The sequence below is a fragment of the Tessaracoccus caeni genome (assembly GCF_029211185.1).
GTDB lineage: Bacteria > Actinomycetota > Actinomycetes > Propionibacteriales > Propionibacteriaceae > Arachnia > Arachnia caeni.
In genome coordinates this window covers 290,048-309,600 of the sequence record NZ_JARGDO010000002.1, presented here as the reverse complement: position 1 = coordinate 309,600, position 19,553 = coordinate 290,048, and the positions used below count along the sequence as shown (strand labels likewise).

The following is a 19,553-nucleotide window of genomic DNA, read 5'->3' as shown; positions in this document are numbered from 1 at the left end:
GTGTTCGGGGATCAGCGCGGCGAACTGGTCCCATAGCGGGTTCATGATGAAAGATGGCAGTGCAGGCACGAGTACCTCGGGGAAGAAGCGGCGTCAGATACCACCTCTCCTACCGAGACTCGTGCCTGTCCTACGTCACCGACACGCACCTACCTGCGGAATCTCTAACTCCAGCGCCGCCCAGCAGGTCGCCGTCCGCGACTCGGCCGGAACGAGCGTCGTCGGATGGGCTGTTCGCCCCGACGCCGTCGTCGTTCAGACAGGCGGGTTGACGACACCGCTCAGTGCCCAGGTCGGAGAGGCGTGGGTGGAGGCCGAGGCCGTGCATGAGGCGATGGACGGAGCCGATCAGTGGACCTTGCTGGAGCTGCCGGCGGGTTCGGTGGCGGTCACCGGCAACCCGCTGCCGCCCGTCGTCCCTCACGTTCTCCAGATGGGGGCGTCGGCGGAGGGTGGAACCACGGCTGATGAGAGCGACTCCCTTCCTTGGTGGTGCGCGCTCTTCCCGAGGATGAAAGGCTGCCGATAATTGTAGTAATACGTATCTCGAGTAACCAGCGCGTGGTGCGAGTCGTGCTCGCACTCGCCGCGCTGGTATTCGACCTATGGATGTGGCGGGGGGACACCGAAGCTTGGAGCGGTGACCACGTCAACGCCTGGGTGATCGTCATTGTTGCAGTGGTTGGATATTCCTTCTTGGCGATATGGCGCTCGCCACTACCGGGCTATATCGCTCTCGTCGTCCTTTCGTTCGGTGGCCTGCTGGTCCCCGGAGTCATGTGCTTCGGAGGGCACCTCGTGGCTCTCTTCTTGATGGCCTGGCTGACGCCCCGAAGGGTCGCCATGGTCGCGCTCGCGGGGTCTGTCGTGCCGGTAGGCGTCAACTTCTACCTGGTTTCGTCTCTCCCGAACTGGAATCAGCCGACGCTGTTGGTGCTGAATACGATTCTCTGGGTGCTCCCGATGCTGGCCTCGTGGTTCGCCGGCAGAGCACTTGCTCGCGGTGAACGTCGACTCGTTACCCAGCGAGACTGGGCGAAGGATGCCCAGGCGGAGGCCCTGGTGGCCGAGCGTCTGAGGATCAGCAGGGAGATCCACGACACCGTCGCACACAGCCTCACCGGCATCGTGCTGCAAGCAGCCGGCGCCCGAGCGGGGCTGTCGCGCGGGGGAGCGTCGAAGGAAGAACTCGAAGAGGCGCTCGGCAGCATCCAGAGCGCGGCTGAGCAAAGCATGCGTGAGCTGCACCGCCTGCTGGGGATGCTGCGCGAGTCCGAAGACGCGGAACTGAAAGCCGTCGGCGTCGGGCAGCTCGGGGAGCTCGTCGACTCCGCCAGGACCGCAGGGCTGGACGTCATTTTCGAGATCTCCGGGGAGCCTGTCGAACTCGACCCCAGCATCAGTCACACGGTCTATCGTGTGGTGCAGGAGGGTCTGTCGAACGTGATGAAACATGCCGGTAGCGGAGCCCGGGTGACGGTTGTCCTCGACTGGATGCCGCAGAACCTGGCGATCACGGTGCGCAACACCAGCGGGCTCGGCTCGTCGAAGGCTCCCAGCGGCGGCTTCGGGCTGGTCGGCTTGCGCGAACGGGTGAGCGTCAGCGGCGGCAGCCTGGAGGCTGGACCCACCGCCGACGGATATCTGCTACACGCCCATCTGCCGGCCCAGCGGCCGCGCGCGCTGGTCCCAAGGGTGAGCTGATGATCTCCGTCTTCATCGTCGACGATCAGCCGCTGGTTCGCGCCGGCATCAAGATGCTGCTCTCCGGCGAGACCGACATGAAGGTGGTGGGCGACGCCGATTCGGCCGTCGAGGCGCTGCCCCGAGTGCGCGACCTCAAGCCCGATGTCGTGCTGATGGACGTGCGCATGCCCGGCATGGACGGGGTGACGGCCACCCGCGAGCTGGTTGCCGAGGGCCACTCCGACCAGTTGGTCCGGGTGCTGATCATGACGACCTTCGACGACGAGGACATCGTCGTCGAAGCGCTACAAGCTGGGGCGAGCGGCTACCTGCTCAAGCACGCGTCGCCCACTGAGATCGCGGATGCGGTCCGCCGGGTGTCCTTGGGGGATACCTGGCTCGACGCCGCTGCCGTGACTCGTCTGGTGGAGCGGGTGCGTCCACGCGGTGCCATCAGCACCGACGTGGCGGCGTTGCTCACACCCCGAGAGCAGGAAGTGTTGCGGATGGTGGCGATGGGCATGTCCAACGCCGAGATCCGCGACCAGCTGGTGTTGAGCGAGGCGACGGTCAAGACGCACGTCGCGCGGATCCTGCTGAAAACGGGTTCGCGCGATCGTGCGGCGGCCGTCGCTCTCGCCTACCGCAGCGGCTTCGTCCACCCGCAGGACGCGCTGCCCTGATGACGGGGCGGAGGTCATCCCAATGGGGTATGCGGATGACCGCTGTTGGCTGACGCGGCGCGGTTGTCATCGCGGAAGGATGGGCTTATCGCCGGGGGCGTGCGTCACAGCGGGGGAGGCTGGACGCAGATCGGTCAGGGGCCTCGGGGGAGGTTCCCAAGGCCGGTCAGAATGCGCGGATGAGCATCATGCTCATCCGCGCAATCGTCTTTTCAGAGCGGTTGAGATCCCTGCTACCTGGTGGCCTTTCTTGCGCGCTGTCAGTCTGAAGCGCGAGCGCCTCGGCCGACGGCGCGAGTTTCTCATAGCTACCGATGTCGATCTTCACGCGGTCACCCGGTGCGCCCACTCGGCGAGCTTGGTGCACGCTTCGCGGAGCACGTCGACGCGCTTGCAGTGGGCGAAACGGATGAGCGGGGCGAGGTCGGTGCGCTCGGGACGTGCGAAGGCCGTGAGCGGGATCGCTGCCACGCCCGCGTCGGAGGGGAGCGAGCGGCAGAGGGCGGCGCCGTCGGTGACGCCGAGCGTCGAGGCGTCGGCGACGATGAAGTAGCCGGCCTGGGGGAGGGCCACGTCGAAGCCTGCGCTCCTCAGGCCGTGCGCCAGCAGATTGCGGCGGGCCTGGAGATTGGCTCGGGTGCGGGCGAACCACTCGTCGGGCAGAGCGAGTCCTGCGGCGATCGCCGGTTGGAAGGGGGATCCGCCGGCGAAGGTGAGGTACTGCTTGACGGCAAGGATGGCCGAGACCAGGCTGGCGGGAGCGGTGAGCCAGCCGATCTTCCAGCCGGTCACCGAGAAAGTCTTGCCGGCCGAGGAGATCGACACCGTGCGCTCCTTGCCGCCCGGCAAGTGCGTGGGTGAGAGGTGGGACGCGTCGAAAGTGAGGTGCTCGTAGACCTCGTCGGCGACGATGAGCGCGTCGTGCTGGTGCGCGAGGTCGACGATCAGTTCCAGCTCGTCCCTGTTGAGCACCATGCCGGTGGGGTTGTGGGGCGTGTTGATCAGGATGATGCGAGTGCGGTCGGTGACGGCGGTGCGGAGCTCGTCGGGGTCGGGGCGGAAGTCGGGGAACCGCAGCGGGACCGGGCGCAAGACGCCGCTGGCGAGCGCGATGATGGCGGCGTAGGAGTCGTAGTAAGGCTCCAACACCACCACCTCGTCGCCGGGTTCGACGAAGGCCAGCAGCGTCGCCGTCAGAGCCTCGGTGGCGCCCATGGTGACGAGCACCTCGGTGTCGGGGTCGACGTCGAGGCCGTAGAACCGGTGCTGGTGGGCCGCGATGGCCTCTCGCAGAGCCGAGACTCCGCGCGCCGGCGGATACTGGTTGGCGCCCGTCGCGATGGCCTCGCGGGCGGCGTCGAGCACCTGTGCCGGCCCGTCGTCGTCGGGGAAACCCTGACCCAGATTCAGCGCGCCGGTGGAGACAGCCAGAGCGGTGATCTCGGCGAAGATCGTCGTGGCGAGGGAGCCGTCGGCGCCGAGCAGTCCGGCTCCCGCCGCGGCCCGTCGCCAAGGTTCAGCATGTGACATGCCCCCACGGTATCCGCCACCTCGACGGGAGTGGGGGAGCGAGTCGGTAGATTCACCCCATGACGACCTGGACGGACCTGCTGGACGGCGACGAGATCGACGGCGTCGACGCCGACGGGGTGGATTTCTCGGAGGCCGACGAGCACGGCCTGCGGATTCTGGACTCGCGGTTCTCTGGAGCAACGTTCTCCGATTCGCGGTTCACCGGCTGCCGCTTCATCGACGTGCAGTTCTCGTCGGCGAACGCGCCCGACCTCGGCCTGTCCGATTCCGTCCTTCAAGACGTGCTCTTCTCCGACTCCCGCCTGGGCGGGGTCTCGGCGCCAGGCGGGCTCTGGACCCGCGTGCGGCTGGTCGGCTGCAAGATCAGCTATCTCAACCTGCGTGCGTCGCGACTGAACGACGTGCGGTTCGAGAACTGCTCCATCGAAGAGATCGACCTGGCCGACGCTCAGCTGAAGCAGGTGCGGTTTCCAGGCTCCACGATCGGCAAGATCGCGTTGTCGAACGCCCGCTGCCAGGGCGTCGACCTGCGTCGGGCCCAGGTCGCCGCGCTGGAATCCAACCCCGATGGCCTGCGCGGCCTGGCGCTCAGCGGTGAGCAGGTGATCCACCTGGCTCCCGACCTGGCGGCCATCCTCGGAATCCGCGTCGACTAGGGCGTCGTCTCCACAGAATTCTCATGGCCTCTCGGGGTTCCGACGGAGGACGCATCGTCCCCGCGGTCAGGGCTTTCCCGCCCTAGGGCTGACGCAGGCCGGAGGAGGGTCGCATTAGTGTGAGACGGTGACCATCGCCGCCGCGCCCCGCACGCCCCGCTCGGGCGTGGTGCTGGATGTCGTGCTCGGCGCGATCGTCGGTGCGGGCGGATGCCTCGCGCTCCATCTCTTGTCGGAGACGACGTGGTGGTATCCGTATCTGCAGGTGCTGCGCGGCTATCAGTGGGCGGTGGCGACGACGGGAGCGCTTCTCGCGCTTCGACGTCTCAACCCGAAGGTGGCGATGGTGCTGGCGCTCATCGTCTATCCGCTGTTGCAGGCACCGGTGCCGCATGGATCCTCGGCGACGCCGGCGCTGATCCATCTGCTGCCGATCGCCGTCGCGGCGTTCATCCTCATCAAGACCGGTTTGATGGGGTGGCTGGCCACCTTGATCTGGTCGGTGGTGGCGACGGTGTTCCTCTTCTACAGCGGCCTTCCTCTTGTCCTTCGGATCCTGGTGGACGCGATGCCCATCGGCGGTGGACTGTTCCCGGCCTTCTATGGACCAGACCTGTGGACAATCGACCTGTCGGAGCTCACGCAGCTGCTCGCGGTGACGGTGTTCGCCGTCGTGCTCGGCCAGACGATGAGGCATCTGGATCAGACCCGCGCCGAGCTCGAACAGCGCAACGCCGAGCTGCTGGCGCTCCAGGGCATCGAGGCCGAGCGGGCGGTCACGGCCGAACGCAACCGCATCTCGCGCGACCTGCACGACATCGTCGCCCATCACGTCACCGCGATCGTGGTGCGGGCGCAGGCAGCCCTGCACATCGGACGCGCCAAGCCGGAGGTTTCACGTGAAGCGCTGGGGTGGATCGTCGACGAGGGGAAGCAGTCGCTGTCGGCGATGCGCGAGATGGTGGCCGTCCTGCGGACCGACGCGGAGAGCGCCGACCTGGGGGAGTCGCTGCACAAGGTGGCCGAGCGTCTACGCGGCGGCGGGCTGGATGTGCGGCTCGTCATTCATGGTTCGATGCCGCGGGTTCCGGGCACCGTGCACGAGGCGGCGCTGCGCATCGCCCAGGAGGCGCTCACCAACGTCGCTTTGCACTCCGGGGCCACGTCGGCCGATCTGGATGTGCTGGTCGCGCCCGGATTGCTGACGATCACCGTGACCGACCCTGGTCCCGTCGTGGCCGACGACGGCGACGATCCCGAGCGCGAGGGCAATGGGCTTCGTCACATGCGGGAGCGCGCGCAGGGCGTCGGCGGGCGGCTGATGACGGGACCGCTGGACGACGGGTGGCGGGTCGTCGCGCAGTTGCCGATCGCGCAGAGGAGGATAGGGGCATGACGATGGAGCGCCCGCTGCGGGTGGTGATCGCCGACGATCAGGCCATGATCCGCTACAGCCTGCGGATGATCGTCGACGACGCGGAGGACATGACGGTGGTGGGCGACGCCGAGGACGGCCGGGCGGCCGTGCACGTGGTGCGGCGCACCAAGCCCGACGTGGTGCTGATGGACGTGCGGATGCCGCATCTGGACGGCATCGGGGCGATCGCCGCCATTGAGGCCGACCCGTCGCTTGAGGACACCGTCTGCCTGGTGCTGACCACCTTCGACGACGAGGACTACCTTGCCGGCGCGCTCGCCGCCGGTGCGGGGGGATTCCTGCTCAAGGACGTCGAGCCGGAGCTGCTGCTGACGGCCATCCGTCGAGTGGCCAACGGCGACTCCGTGCTGGATCCCGCCGTCACGGCTCGCGTCGTCTCCGGTTACGTCTCGCAGCGCGGCACCAAGGACAACCGGATCGGCCTGCTTTCCGCGCGTGAGCTGGAGGTGCTGGAGGGGGTCACCGAGGGGCTGTCCAACCTGGAGATCGGCCAGCGTCTGTTCTGTTCCGAGGCGACGGTGAAGAGCCACGTCCGCTCGATGCTGTCCAAGCTCAACCTGAGCAACCGCGTGCAGTTGGTGATCTTCGCCTACGAGTCCCGCTTCGTCACCCCCTGACGGCCGCACCTCGTCGCCGGTGCATGACCGGACTGACGACCGTTGTTCCGGGCATCCCTTAGTCCACCGCGCCACGGCGTCACCGTGCGGCGGGCTCGTCAAGACGAGCGTCTGATGTGACTGCGACGGGGCGAGTCTGCGGTCTCTGGTCACGTCCTGCCGTGGGCGTCCATGCTTCTCTCACCGAATCCAGAGAGGCGGGTCCGTGATGCAGGATGTGGTGCTCAAACCAGAGGTGTGGGTGGTTCGTCCCCCGCGCTCCCGCCGCGTGGTCGCGTGGTGGAAGGGCTTCGGCCGACCCCCTCGCGTGATGGGCGTCGACGTGGCCCGGGCGCTCGCGATCATCGGCATGATCGGCGCCCACGTCGGCAACGCGCCGGACCTCGTCTGGACCGACCCCTCCACCTGGCTTGGCGTGGTGCACGGCCGGTCGTCGGTGCTCTTCGCGATTCTCGCGGGCGTCTCCGTGAGTCTCGTGACCGGCAGATCCACTCTGCTCGCGCCCGAACAGATCCCTCCGGCGCGCCTGCGGTTGGTCGGACGCGGCGCGGCGGTGTTCCTCATCGGCGTCGTCCTCGAGCTGTTCGGCACGCCCATCGGTGTGATTCTTCCGATCTATGGCGCGCTCTTCGTGATCGCGACGGCGTTCCTGCACTGGAACGCGAAGAAGCTGCTCGTCGTGGGCGGAGTGCTGGCGCTGGTCGGGCCGCCTGTGCTGGCGCTCCTGCAGGCTCTCTCCATGGGCGCTTGGGGTGCGGGGCTCTCCTTCCTCGTGTTCGGCCTCTACCCGGGGACGGTGTGGGTGGCATATCTGCTGATCGGCATGGGCGTGGGGCGCCTCCGCATCGACAGGGAGAAGACGGCGGCGATCCTGCTCGGCGTCGGCGTGGTCCTCGCATTCGTGGGGTACGGACTCGGTTCGTTCGCGGCGCCCCGTGGGGAGGAGATCTCGTGGGATCCCGGCGGTTCCGAATGGGGCTACGAGGTCAAGCCCGGCTCCGAAGTGGATCTCACGGGCTACACGTGCGAGGTCTATGACGACGGGCCGTCGGTCTCCTGCTATCCAGACGCGATGTACGGCGACTTCGGGACAGGGGCGCCGAGTGTGTCGTCGATGCCGTGGGACGACGCGGCGTCGTCGATGCAGGACGGGGACGGTTTCGCGTCGTCGGGATCGGGGTCGGGGGAGTGGAGCGGTGACGAGTACGACTACTTCGAACAGCTCGACTGGGCGTCGATCGGCGAGAGCATGTTCGCGGCGGTGACGAACTCGTCTCCGCATTCGGGTGGGGTGCTGGACATCGTGGGGTCGTCGGGCTTCGCGCTCGCGGTGCTGGGGCTGTGCCTGCTGGCGGCGCGCCGGCTGCGATGGGTGCTGTTGCCGCTTGCGGCGTTTGGGTCGATGCCGTTGACGGCCTACGCGGTGCACGTCGTCTCGGTGTCGGTCATGGGTGGCGGGCCCGGTGGGATGATGATGCCGAGCGGGTCGGTGTGGCTGTGGTCCTGCGTGGTGATCGGCGTCGCGACATTGGTGTGGTCAAACCTGTGGGGCAAGGGGCCGCTCGAGCGCTTCGTTGCCCGGGTCGGCACCGCCGCTGCCCGCGAACCCCGCCCCCACACCCACGCTCTTTGAGGTGCGAGGCCGCTCGCGGCCGAGCCTCGAAAAGAGCAGGCGCAAAGCTGGGCGCAAACTTCTCGCCAGGTCGTGTGTCCTGAATTTATAGCTGGCTTGGTTGGTCGCACTGTGCAGGACGTACAGAGCGAGGGCTCTAGCCAGCGCACGCTCTTTGAGGTGCGGAGGCAGCGGGGCGAGGAACGAGCCCCAGAGCCGAAGCCTCGAAAAGAGCAGGCGTGACCTGAGGCACTGACCCGCCATAGACCGTCGTCCGCACCCTCGCTCGGAAACCTCGGCGACGACTCTGGCTAGCATGGGCGCCATGAGTGACCCACAGGACCGGATAGCCCACGTCTCCTGGGAGGAGGGTCGTGCTGCGAACCTCGCGAACTGGGAAGACCGCGTTCCGATCCACGAGGTGGGGTACGGCGTAGCGTCCGGGACCATCGAAGAAGAGCTGAGCGACGTGGTCACCTACGACCTTGCGGCGATGGCTCCGTTCCTGCCTGGTGGCACCGTCGATGGCTTGGACCTCTGCCATTTCCAATGCCACATCGGCACTGACACCGTCTCGTTCGCCAGGGCTGGGGCCCGGGTCACCGGCGTCGACTTCTCCCCATCAGCCCTGGCTTCGGCCTCGCGCCTCGCCGCGCGATACGGCGTCGAGGCGGCCTGGGTCGAGACCGATGTCCTCGACGCCGCCGCTGCGGTTCGCGACGCCGTCGCCCGCGGCGCCGCGCCGACGGCCGACTTCGACGTCGTATACACCTCGATCGGAGCGATCTGCTGGCTGAATGACCTCGACCGGTGGGCTGCCCAGATCGCCGCCGTTCTCCGACCCGGTGGCCTGTTCTACATCCGGGATGGGCACCAGGCGATGTTCGCTCTCGACGAGAACGCGCCGGATCTGCGCACCGTCTACCGGTACTTCGGCGACGGTTCCGCCCAGGTGTGGGACGACGAAGGCACCTATCTCGGTGAGGGCACCGTCGCTCACACGCGCACCTACGAGTGGCCGCATCCGTTGTCGGAGGTGGTCAACGCGCTGATCGGAGCGGGTTTGCGCATCGAACGTCTCGACGAGGGGACGGTTCTGCCGTGGCAGTTCAGCCCGCGTATGGAGGAGATCGACGGCGGGTACGCCTGGCCTGGACCGGAGCGCCAGCGCGTGCCCGTGACGTTCACAGTGGTCGCCCGCAAACCGTAATCTATAACATACATCGGATGTATGATACGTCCCATGTATGTTAAGAAGGCCTCGGGGTTCTTCGGGCGCCGCGAGGTGCTACGCCGGCTTGGCGAGCACCTCTCGGTGGTGAGCGATTCGGGGCGCGGTCGCATGCTGGCCATCCGTGGGCGGCGCCAAGTGGGCAAGTCGACCTTGGTGGAAAGGTTCGTGCAGGACGCGGAGACGCCCTATGTCTTTGTGTCCGGGGTCTATCGCGCACCGTTGTCGCAGCAACTGGCTGCAGCGACGGCCGCGATCCAGGAGGCCCGACATCCGCTGCCCGACGACGCGCTCCTGTCTGCGACGACGGCTTCGTCATGGCGAGAGTGGCTGGGCAGGATTGCTCTGGCAGCTCGTGGCGGACCGATCATTGTTGTCCTAGACGAGTTTCCGTGGCTCACTCAAGGCGATGTCTCGTTGGAAGGGGAGCTCCAGGCGCAATGGGACCGCGTACTGGAAGGGCTGCCTGTGCTGCTGATCCTGATCGGCTCGGACGTGGCGATGATGGACGCTTTGTCGCATCATGGCCGGCCCCTGTTCGGCAGGCTGACGCCGCTGGTGGTTTCTGCGCTGAGTCCGGCGGATATCGTCGAGGCGTTGCCCGGTAGTCCGGCGGAGGAGGTCTTCGACGCCCTCTTGGTCACCGGAGGGTATCCGCGGCTGGTGACGGATCTGGCGCGGCACGAATCGGTCGGTGACTACGTCAGATTGGCACTCCAGGATCAGTACAGCCCGCTCGTGACCACTGCGCGACTGAGTCTCGACGCGGAGTTCCCCGACCCGCAGGCGGCCTATCAGGTGCTCTCGGCGATTGGCGCCAACGACACCGTTGATCCTGGTTACAGCGACATCCTGGGCGAGTTGGGGGAGGGGGCTTCCAGGAAGACGGCGGAGACGGCGTTGACGAGGTCGCTCAAGACTCTTGCCGAGGTCAAGGGGCTGGTCGAGCGCGAGCAACCGGCATGGGCCAAGCCCTCGTCGCGGCTGCGCCGTTACCGCGTCACCGACCCCTATCTGCGGTTCTGGTTCCGCTATGTCGAGCGAAATGTCGAACGGATCGCCCGCGGACGATCCGACCTGGTTGTCGCCGCCTTCGAGCGGGACTGGAGCACCTGGCGAGGGCAGAGCGTCGAGCCGATCGTGCGCCAGAGCGTTGAGCGCTTGGCCCTTGTCGAGCCGGCCCTTGCGGACGTCGAGTCGGTGCTCCCGTGGTGGGTGCGGGACAACAGCGTCGAGGTAGACGTGGTGGCTGCGACGCGAACGACGACGGCCGCGATCGGGACGATCAAGTGGCGCTCCCGTGGAGGCGTCACGTCGCGAGAGCTTGAGCAGCTGGCTGCCACGCGTGAGCGCGTGCCGCGTGCGGCCGACGCGAAGCTGATCGCGATCTGCCCGACGGGGCGGGCCCCGCGAGAAGCTGATCTCGCCTTGTCGGCCGCAGATTTGATCGGCGCGTGGCGATAGGCAGGCCAACGATCGCGCAGCACAGTGTCTGTTGGCCACTCTGTAGCTCATGAGGAGTGCTTCGGTGGCCCCGGTCAGCACGCCTGGCGTGACCTTCTGTGCTGCTAGGCCCAGTCCGCCACGTCGATGACGGCGTCCTCGGTCAGGTCTGCCTCGGGCTCGCCCTGCGGAATCGCCAGCAGGCCCGAGGTGTCAAGGGCGATCGCCAGTGTCATCCTGCAGGGCTACAGCCCTGCGCTCCACGATCAGTTCGTCGGCCAGGCTCTTGCCTGCAAGCTGCTCGCGGAGAGAGCGTTTCGCCTGCTCTCGTGTCCTGAGCACGACACCATTGCGTGTCTCGATGAACAGAAGCGGTGTACCGTGTTCCCACCCTTGACGCGCTCGCAGCTCGGCAGGAACGACGAGACGCCCTCTGGTTCCGAGGGAGGCAAGGTATGCGGCGCTCATGTTCCGACGGTACCGGTAGAGATCTCGCGGTTTAGAACAGAGTTGATGGTCAGTCGCAGGCGGACATGGACTCCCGCGCGCCGAGAATGAGGCTGCCGACTCCCGCGAGGCAGAAGCGCAACTTCATCTGGTCTCCACTGTAACCCGCACTCCTGATGGAGCAGAGCAGACGACCAGTGGACTGAATGGTTAACCCCATCGTTCGGGTGGCCTGCGCCGCGCAATCATGGTGTCTCGTTGTCTGGTGGATAGTCCCCGCAGGTTGCGGGGCGGACGCCTTCCGGAACGATCGCACGAATCCGATCGTGGGCTCATCCCCGCTGGCGCGAGCCGGACCCGCCGTTGTCGACCCGCCCGACGCTGCCGCGGGGCGGACGTCACCCACACACGAACATGTGTCGTATCCGGGGGCTCATCCCCGCTGGCGCGGGGCGGACGTAGTGATGTGTGCCGTGCGGCCGGCGATTCTGGGCTCATCCCCGCTGGCGCGGGGCGGACGCACCCGAGACCGGCACCAGCGACACGGTGCGGGGCTCATCCCCGCTGGCGCGGGGCGGACCACCGCACCGTTTGCGGTGCCGGGAACGACGTAGGGCTCATCCCCGCTGGCGCGGGGCGGACTCCGGTGCTTTCTCCGTGGTAGTGGTAATCGGGGGCTCATCCCCGCTGGCGCGGGGCGGACCTGTGGTGCTGGCGATGGCGACAGCGCCCTGAGGGCTCATCCCCGCTGGCGCGGGGCGGACGCGTCGTCGTTCGCGCCTTCAAATTCGTCGAGGGGCTCATCCCCGCTGGCGCGGGGCGGACGCACCGCCGGCACGGCAGGAGGACCGCTGCCGGGGCTCATCCCCGCTGGCGCGGGGCGGACTACGAGTTCGATGCCTGCGGGTCCGATGGTGCTGGGCTCATCCCCGCTGGCGCGGGGCGGACTCCGCCGAAATCGCGTCCATCGCGATGACCCAGGGCTCATCCCCGCTGGCGCGGGGCGGACACCGTCTGCCCGTACTCGGGCTGTGTGAGGCCGGGCTCATCCCCGCTGGCGCGGGGCGGACCTTCGGGGTAGGGGTGATGTAGGGTGGCTATCGGGCTCATCCCCGCTGGCGCGGGGCGGACTCTGCTGGGGCCGCGGCGATCGTGTCCGTGGCGGGCTCATCCCCGCTGGCGCGGGGCGGACGTCGGGGTGTTCCCGATCATGCAGCTCGAGGAGGGCTCATCCCCGCTGGCGCGGGGCGGACGTGCCGGTTCGTGTCTGCAGCGGAGTGGGCCCGGGGCTCATCCCCGCTGGCGCGGGGCGGACAGGAAGCTAATCGCGAGGCGGGAGGAGTCGGCGGGCTCATCCCCGCTGGCGCGGGGCGGACGAACCAATAACCATGCGCAACCCATTGGACAGGGGCTCATCCCCGCTGGCGCGGGGCGGACCAACGCGTTGGCGAACCGTGGCCCGGCGGCCGCGGGCTCATCCCCGCTGGCGCGGGGCGGACTCGTCCATCCAGTCGGCGGGCTCCTGCTCGATGGGCTCATCCCCGCTGGCGCGGGGCGGACCATCGATCGCCCGATGGTGCCAGCCCGGGAGAGGGCTCATCCCCGCTGGCGCGGGGCGGACCTCGGGGCCCCTCATGCTCTATCTGCTTGGAGGGGCTCATCCCCGCTGGCGCGGGGCGGACTCCGTCGTCGGTCTCGTTAAGGCTCATCTCGAGGGCTCATCCCCGCTGGCGCGGGGCGGACACGGGGAAAGCCGCGCATCTTGACTTGTACAAGGGCTCATCCCCGCTGGCGCGGGGCGGACTTGTCGCCGGCATGTCCAGCTTCAAGCAACTCGGGCTCATCCCCGCTGGCGCGGGGCGGACAGGCCACGAAGCAAGCGAAGAGGAACCTCGCGGGGCTCATCCCCGCTGGCGCGGGGCGGACGCTGCCTTGGTGGCCGTCCACCGTCTGCTCCAGGGCTCATCCCCGCTGGCGCGGGGCGGACCCGACGCCCAGTAAGCTGAGTCCGACGGCGAGGGGCTCATCCCCGCTGGCGCGGGGCGGACTCGTCGCGCGCTACCTTGATCCCTCGCGCCGGGGGCTCATCCCCGCTGGCGCGGGGCGGACCCGTCCAGCATCATCCAGGCCTCTGCCGGCCAGGGCTCATCCCCGCTGGCGCGGGGCGGACTCCATGTCGTCGCGCAGGTTCGTTTGGTGGGTGGGCTCATCCCCGCTGGCGCGGGGCGGACTTGACGAAGATCACCGACGGCGTGAAGAAGATGGGCTCATCCCCGCTGGCGCGGGGCGGACCCGTCCGGGATCCAGCCCGCGCCTCGGTGTGCGGGCTCATCCCCGCTGGCGCGGGGCGGACTCCTCGAACTCTTCCAGCGGCTTGATCTGAGCGGGCTCATCCCCGCTGGCGCGGGGCGGACGGCAGGGGGACACCGTGCACGTGAGGCGCCCAGGGCTCATCCCCGCTGGCGCGGGGCGGACTGTTCGGGGCGACCAATGAGCGCGAAGACCACGGGCTCATCCCCGCTGGCGCGGGGCGGACGTGGATCCGCTCACCGCCCTTGAGGTCGATCAGGGCTCATCCCCGCTGGCGCGGGGCGGACGTGAAGCCGATCGTGGTCGAGTTGGCCGATTGGGGCTCATCCCCGCTGGCGCGGGGCGGACTTCCGCGCAGTGGGCGGACCACGGGTCACCCGGGGCTCATCCCCGCTGGCGCGGGGCGGACCCGTCCAGCATCATCCAGGCCTCTGCCGGCCAGGGCTCATCCCCGCTGGCGCGGGGCGGACCGCAGACCACCGTGCATCTCGACCCCGAGAAAGGGCTCATCCCCGCTGGCGCGGGGCGGACCCACGATCGGCTCGAACCCCGGTTTGAGGGCGGGGCTCATCCCCGCTGGCGCGGGGCGGACCGATCGACGTCACGACCGGCAGCGGCGCGACCGGGCTCATCCCCGCTGGCGCGGGGCGGACTGGGGGCCGGTCACCAGGGCAGCGGTGGCGGCGGGCTCATCCCCGCTGGCGCGGGGCGGACTCTGTCTGCTGGCCGTCCAGCGCCCGCGTCGAGGGCTCATCCCCGCTGGCGCGGGGCGGACCACGGGGCCGCGGTGGGCGTGCTCGAGTTCGTGGGCTCATCCCCGCTGGCGCGGGGCGGACCACGGGTAGATGGACTGCGTATCGCCGTTGGTGGGCTCATCCCCGCTGGCGCGGGGCGGACGTTGCGCTGTAGAGGTCGCGGGCCAGGGGCTCGGGCTCATCCCCGCTGGCGCGGGGCGGACCACCCGAACCGCTCCATGTCCCCGAAGGGACGGGGCTCATCCCCGCTGGCGCGGGGCGGACTTGTCGCCGGCATGTCCAGCTTCAAGCAACTCGGGCTCATCCCCGCTGGCGCGGGGCGGACCGTGGATGCGCCAGGTTTTGAGGTCGGCAGCGGGGCTCATCCCCGCTGGCGCGGGGCGGACGCTGAATCCGCAGCGGGTGGCCAGTTGGTGGCGGGCTCATCCCCGCTGGCGCGGGGCGGACCAGTTGGGTCATGAGATCTCCTTGGGTGCGCAGGGCTCATCCCCGCTGGCGCGGGGCGGACTGAACTCGCCAGGCTGCCGATCAAGGGGGTCGGGGCTCATCCCCGCTGGCGCGGGGCGGACCGTCCTTGATTGACGGACAGTAGGCCAGGGACGGGCTCATCCCCGCTGGCGCGGGGCGGACCGAGATCAGCATCGACGCCTCCGATGTGCTGCGGGCTCATCCCCGCTGGCGCGGGGCGGACGGGCGAGTGACCCGCTTGGTCGTGATGACCGGGGGCTCATCCCCGCTGGCGCGGGGCGGACACCGCGAGTCCCTCAAGGTGCGCACGGTAAAGGGGCTCATCCCCGCTGGCGCGGGGCGGACCACCGAAAGCGGCGAAACGCACTGTGACTAGGGGGGCTCATCCCCGCTGGCGCGGGGCGGACACTGGGGCCCCACCGAGCCCGCACCGCGGATCGGGCTCATCCCCGCTGGCGCGGGGCGGACCCCATAGGTGGCCCCATGGGTGACCTCACATCGGGCTCATCCCCGCTGGCGCGGGGCGGACCAGTTGGGTCATGAGATCTCCTTGGGTGCGCAGGGCTCATCCCCGCTGGCGCGGGGCGGACCATCTCGGCCCGATAGGACCAGTCGGCATAGGAGGGCTCATCCCCGCTGGCGCGGGGCGGACCAGCTCTGAGCCCGCCGACAGCCGTGCCGACAGGGCTCATCCCCGCTGGCGCGGGGCGGACGCTCCGGAGGCGATGAGGGCGGTGGGGTCGAGGGGCTCATCCCCGCTGGCGCGGGGCGGACCATGAGCCCGTGGCCCATGATGTTGCCGGTCGTGGCTCATCCCCGCTGGCGCGGGGCGGACCCACATGTCACGAGCAAGAGACGACCGCGAACCGGGCTCATCCCCGCTGGCGCGGGGCGGACCCCGCACCCGCACCCACTACGAAATCCGGGCTGGGCTCATCCCCGCTGGCGCGGGGCGGACATCTCCCCGGGGCGCCGTCTTTTACCCATGGTGGGCTCATCCCCGCTGGCGCGGGGCGGACCGATCGGGGAAGGGAACCGGACGCCGTCGCCGGGGCTCATCCCCGCTGGCGCGGGGCGGACGTCGGGTATCTGACCCCGCAGACCTCGGCCCAGGGCTCATCCCCGCTGGCGCGGGGCGGACCGTCGACGTTGGTGCCGTTGCCCCCACCCTCGGGCTCATCCCCGCTGGCGCGGGGCGGACCCAAGCCTGCATCGATTTCGCCACCCACCACAGGGCTCATCCCCGCTGGCGCGGGGCGGACCCCTGGCCGAGTCACTCAACCACGGGCTCGGAGGGCTCATCCCCGCTGGCGCGGGGCGGACCGAACGATCGCTGAGTCCACCGATGCCCGCGAGGGCTCATCCCCGCTGGCGCGGGGCGGACCCCTGGCCGAGTCACTCAACCACGGGCTCGGAGGGCTCATCCCCGCTGGCGCGGGGCGGACTCCGCTACCACGACGAGCAGATCGCACGCGCGGGGCTCATCCCCGCTGGCGCGGGGCGGACGGCAGGTGGGGCATGCGGGTTTGCTGCCGGGAGGGCTCATCCCCGCTGGCGCGGGGCGGACGTTGGGGCCCTTGTGCGCGACGACGGGCAGGGGGGCTCATCCCCGCTGGCGCGGGGCGGACTCCACGCCTCCTCGCGGGGCTGACCGGCGCCGGGGCTCATCCCCGCTGGCGCGGGGCGGACTCCATTACCCAAGCATGGGTCGCATCGCACACGGGCTCATCCCCGCTGGCGCGGGGCGGACGGACAGGGGCCTCATCGGAGGACCACCGTCGGGGGCTCATCCCCGCTGGCGCGGGGCGGACTCCGACGGGGCCGCGGCGATCGTGTCCGTGGCGGGCTCATCCCCGCTGGCGCGGGGCGGACCCACCGCTGGACGTCGAGTTGGGCGGCGAGGAGGGCTCATCCCCGCTGGCGCGGGGCGGACACAAGCTGGTGGGCATCGGCACCGCGGACATTGGGCTCATCCCCGCTGGCGCGGGGCGGACAACATGGTGGAGGGCACCTCGAACCTGACGGTGGGCTCATCCCCGCTGGCGCGGGGCGGACCCCTTGGGTTATCGTGAATTTCGAGGCCGTGGGCTCATCCCCGCTGGCGCGGGGCGGACTGGTCATGTAAGCGTGGGCGAAGTGAGCGAGGGGGCTCATCCCCGCTGGCGCGGGGCGGACCTGCCCCGGGCTGCCGCCTACCGGTCGGAGGAGGGCTCATCCCCGCTGGCGCGGGGCGGACCCAAGGATCTCCTGCCACACGACCACGATCAGGGGCTCATCCCCGCTGGCGCGGGGCGGACCTGGTGCGGATGACGGTCACCGACGGTGACCCGGGCTCATCCCCGCTGGCGCGGGGCGGACCGCAACATGCTGCCACCCGACGGGCGGTTCGGGGGGCTCATCCCCGCTGGCGCGGGGCGGACGTCCTGTTTGGAGCAGTACGCGGCCGACACCGGGGCTCATCCCCGCTGGCGCGGGGCGGACCGACCGAACGTGCCACGCTCAACAAGGCACCGGGGCTCATCCCCGCTGGCGCGGGGCGGACGCCTCAAGACCCACGGATACCACCCTGGTGCGGGGCTCATCCCCGCTGGCGCGGGGCGGACCACTCGGCGCCGCGTGATGGTGGGGAGACGACGGGCTCATCCCCGCTGGCGCGGGGCGGACAGGCACGATCGATTCAGCAGTTACGGGAACAGGGGCTCATCCCCGCTGGCGCGGGGCGGACGATCGGGAGGAGCGCCCGGCTGGTGCGGTGTGGGGCTCATCCCCGCTGGCGCGGGGCGGACTCACCTGTCACCCTCTCCCCGCGCATGCGGGGGGGCTCATCCCCGCTGGCGCGGGGCGGACGGACAGGGACGCTTCACGCCGATCGAGAACCCGGGCTCATCCCCGCTGGCGCGGGGCGGACCACATGTCCGCAGAGGTCGCACATCCAGGTCGGGGCTCATCCCCGCTGGCGCGGGGCGGACGGAACCCCAGCATCCACCCACCCACCGGAACAGGGCTCATCCCCGCTGGCGCGGGGCGGACCGCGCAGTTCCGGCCGCTTCCAGTGTTGGAAGGGGCTCATCCCCGCTGGCGCGGGGCGGACAGACCGCTGGTGAGGTGAAGACGGCGTGGCCGGGGCTCATCCCCGCTGGCGCGGGGCGGACCTCTCTCGACCCAGGAGATGGAAGTCGACGAGGGGCTCATCCCCGCTGGCGCGGGGCGGACGGTTCCCGATGGCACTGAGTTGGGAGTCATGGGGGCTCATCCCCGCTGGCGCGGGGCGGACAAGGAGGCCTGAGATGCCCGACTACCTCCCGAAGGGCTCATCCCCGCTGGCGCGGGGCGGACTCGAGCACAAGAAGGCGTCGATTTCGGCGGTAGGGCTCATCCCCGCTGGCGCGGGGCGGACTCCATTACCCAAGCATGGGTCGCATCGCACACGGGCTCATCCCCGCTGGCGCGGGGCGGACTCTGGATCTCCTTCCAGGCTGATGCGGCGGCGGGGCTCATCCCCGCTGGCGCGGGGCGGACATCCGGTACTTGGCGCCGGGGCCGGCCCGTCCGGGCTCATCCCCGCTGGCGCGGGGCGGACCGAGGCTCCGGGACTGGATTGTCTACGAAGAAGGGCTCATCCCCGCTGGCGCGGGGCGGACCGCGCGCCCAGGGTCTCGGTGATCCGCAGTCCGGGCTCATCCCCGCTGGCGCGGGGCGGACCGGCGTCTCCGTCACCCCGGGCGAAATCATGCGGGCTCATCCCCGCTGGCGCGGGGCGGACTACGATCTGTGGGCCGGTTCGCTGTTAGGCCGGGGCTCATCCCCGCTGGCGCGGGGCGGACTCGTCCACGCCAGTTCGCCGGGCGTGCTCCCGGGGCTCATCCCCGCTGGCGCGGGGCGGACCACATGCCGGTCCATGGAGCGGGTGAGGGCACGGGCTCATCCCCGCTGGCGCGGGGCGGACCACACTCGAGCAGGCGCTGGAGCTGCTCCAGCGGGCTCATCCCCGCTGGCGCGGGGCGGACGTGCTGTACCTGCTCACGTGGCTGTGCCAGCAGGGCTCATCCCCGCTGGCGCGGGGCGGACCATCCCGTCCATGGATGAGCAAACTCGGGTGCGGGCTCATCCCCGCTGGCGCGGGGCGGACCATAGGAGTTGCCCGCAGCATCCACCCATCCGGGGCTCATCCCCGCTGGCGCGGGGCGGACCGCATCAATCCCGGCCAGCACATCCGACAAACGGGCTCATCCCCGCTGGCGCGGGGCGGACCTGCCAGCAGCATCGGCCGGTGCCGTCTTGGCGGGCTCATCCCCGCTGGCGCGGGGCGGACCACAGATAGCGGCCACCCACGCGGGTCGGGATGGGCTCATCCCCGCTGGCGCGGGGCGGACCGGTCCACCAGTCCCAGCATGTGGTGCGGATCGGGCTCATCCCCGCTGGCGCGGGGCGGACGAGGGAGCGCCACCCCGGATGAGCACTCGCCCGGGCTCATCCCCGCTGGCGCGGGGCGGACCTCCCTTTCGGTGATGTTGCGGGCGAACTCGCGGGCTCATCCCCGCTGGCGCGGGGCGGACGCGGGCTTTGGTAGGGCCCAGGCCTGCGTGGTGGGCTCATCCCCGCTGGCGCGGGGCGGACCTCATCCGTCGCGTCCTGCACCTTCAGCGTCAGGGCTCATCCCCGCTGGCGCGGGGC

Annotated in this window: 11 protein-coding genes and 1 CRISPR repeat array; of the genes, 9 read left to right on the top strand and 2 right to left on the bottom strand. The window is 69.8% G+C overall.

What is annotated here, in order from left to right:
• The first annotated feature begins 268 nt into the window (after positions 1-268).
• From P0D62_RS03495 to P0D62_RS03485, 3 genes are all read left to right on the top strand, one after another.
• Positions 269-529 carry a hypothetical protein gene (locus P0D62_RS03495; protein ID WP_275701229.1) on the top strand — a complete coding sequence of 87 codons (261 nt, stop codon included), beginning with the start codon at positions 269-271 and terminating at the stop codon, positions 527-529.
• Between the two features lie 269 nt (positions 530-798).
• Entirely contained in the window at positions 799-1,704 is a 906-nt protein-coding gene (locus P0D62_RS03490; protein ID WP_275701228.1) for a sensor histidine kinase, read from the top strand.
• On the top strand, positions 1,704-2,369 hold the full coding sequence (locus tag P0D62_RS03485) for a response regulator (protein WP_275701227.1): 666 nt from the start codon (positions 1,704-1,706) through the stop codon (positions 2,367-2,369). The genes P0D62_RS03490 and P0D62_RS03485 overlap by 1 nt, the downstream gene beginning before the upstream one ends.
• A gap of 166 nt (positions 2,370-2,535) precedes the next feature.
• Here the strand turns inward: P0D62_RS03485 and P0D62_RS03480 are convergent, their stop codons facing one another.
• On the bottom strand, positions 2,536-2,697 hold the full coding sequence (locus P0D62_RS03480) for a hypothetical protein (protein ID WP_275701226.1): 162 nt from the start codon (positions 2,695-2,697) through the stop codon (positions 2,536-2,538).
• Complete coding sequence (locus P0D62_RS03475; protein ID WP_275701225.1) at positions 2,694-3,899, bottom strand: aminotransferase class I/II-fold pyridoxal phosphate-dependent enzyme; 1,206 nt, start codon at positions 3,897-3,899, stop codon at positions 2,694-2,696. Before P0D62_RS03475 ends, P0D62_RS03480 begins: the two co-directional genes overlap by 4 nt.
• A 59-nt stretch (positions 3,900-3,958) precedes the next feature.
• Here P0D62_RS03475 and P0D62_RS03470 point away from each other — a divergent pair, with 59 nt between their 5' ends.
• From P0D62_RS03470 to P0D62_RS03445, 6 genes are all read left to right on the top strand, one after another.
• Entirely contained in the window at positions 3,959-4,558 is a 600-nt protein-coding gene (locus P0D62_RS03470) for a pentapeptide repeat-containing protein (protein WP_275701224.1), read from the top strand.
• A gap of 127 nt (positions 4,559-4,685) precedes the next feature.
• Positions 4,686-5,954 carry a sensor histidine kinase gene (locus tag P0D62_RS03465; RefSeq protein WP_275701223.1) on the top strand — a complete coding sequence of 423 codons (1,269 nt, stop codon included), beginning with the start codon at positions 4,686-4,688 and terminating at the stop codon, positions 5,952-5,954.
• Positions 5,951-6,613, top strand: a complete 663-nt coding sequence (locus P0D62_RS03460) for a response regulator transcription factor (protein ID WP_275701222.1) — start codon at positions 5,951-5,953, stop codon at positions 6,611-6,613. The genes P0D62_RS03465 and P0D62_RS03460 overlap by 4 nt, the downstream gene beginning before the upstream one ends.
• A 208-nt stretch (positions 6,614-6,821) precedes the next feature.
• Positions 6,822-8,246: a heparan-alpha-glucosaminide N-acetyltransferase domain-containing protein gene (locus P0D62_RS03455; protein ID WP_275701237.1), complete on the top strand. Its 1,425-nt coding sequence runs from the start codon at positions 6,822-6,824 to the stop codon at positions 8,244-8,246.
• A gap of 304 nt (positions 8,247-8,550) precedes the next feature.
• Entirely contained in the window at positions 8,551-9,435 is an 885-nt protein-coding gene (locus tag P0D62_RS03450; RefSeq protein ID WP_275701221.1) for a class I SAM-dependent methyltransferase, read from the top strand.
• 33 nt (positions 9,436-9,468) lie between these two features.
• Positions 9,469-10,920, top strand: a complete 1,452-nt coding sequence (locus P0D62_RS03445; protein ID WP_275701220.1) for an ATP-binding protein — start codon at positions 9,469-9,471, stop codon at positions 10,918-10,920.
• Between the two features lie 754 nt (positions 10,921-11,674).
• Positions 11,675-19,496: a CRISPR direct-repeat array (repeat unit 29 nt; unit sequence GGGCTCATCCCCGCTGGCGCGGGGCGGAC).
• Between the last annotated feature and the right edge of the window lie 57 nt (positions 19,497-19,553).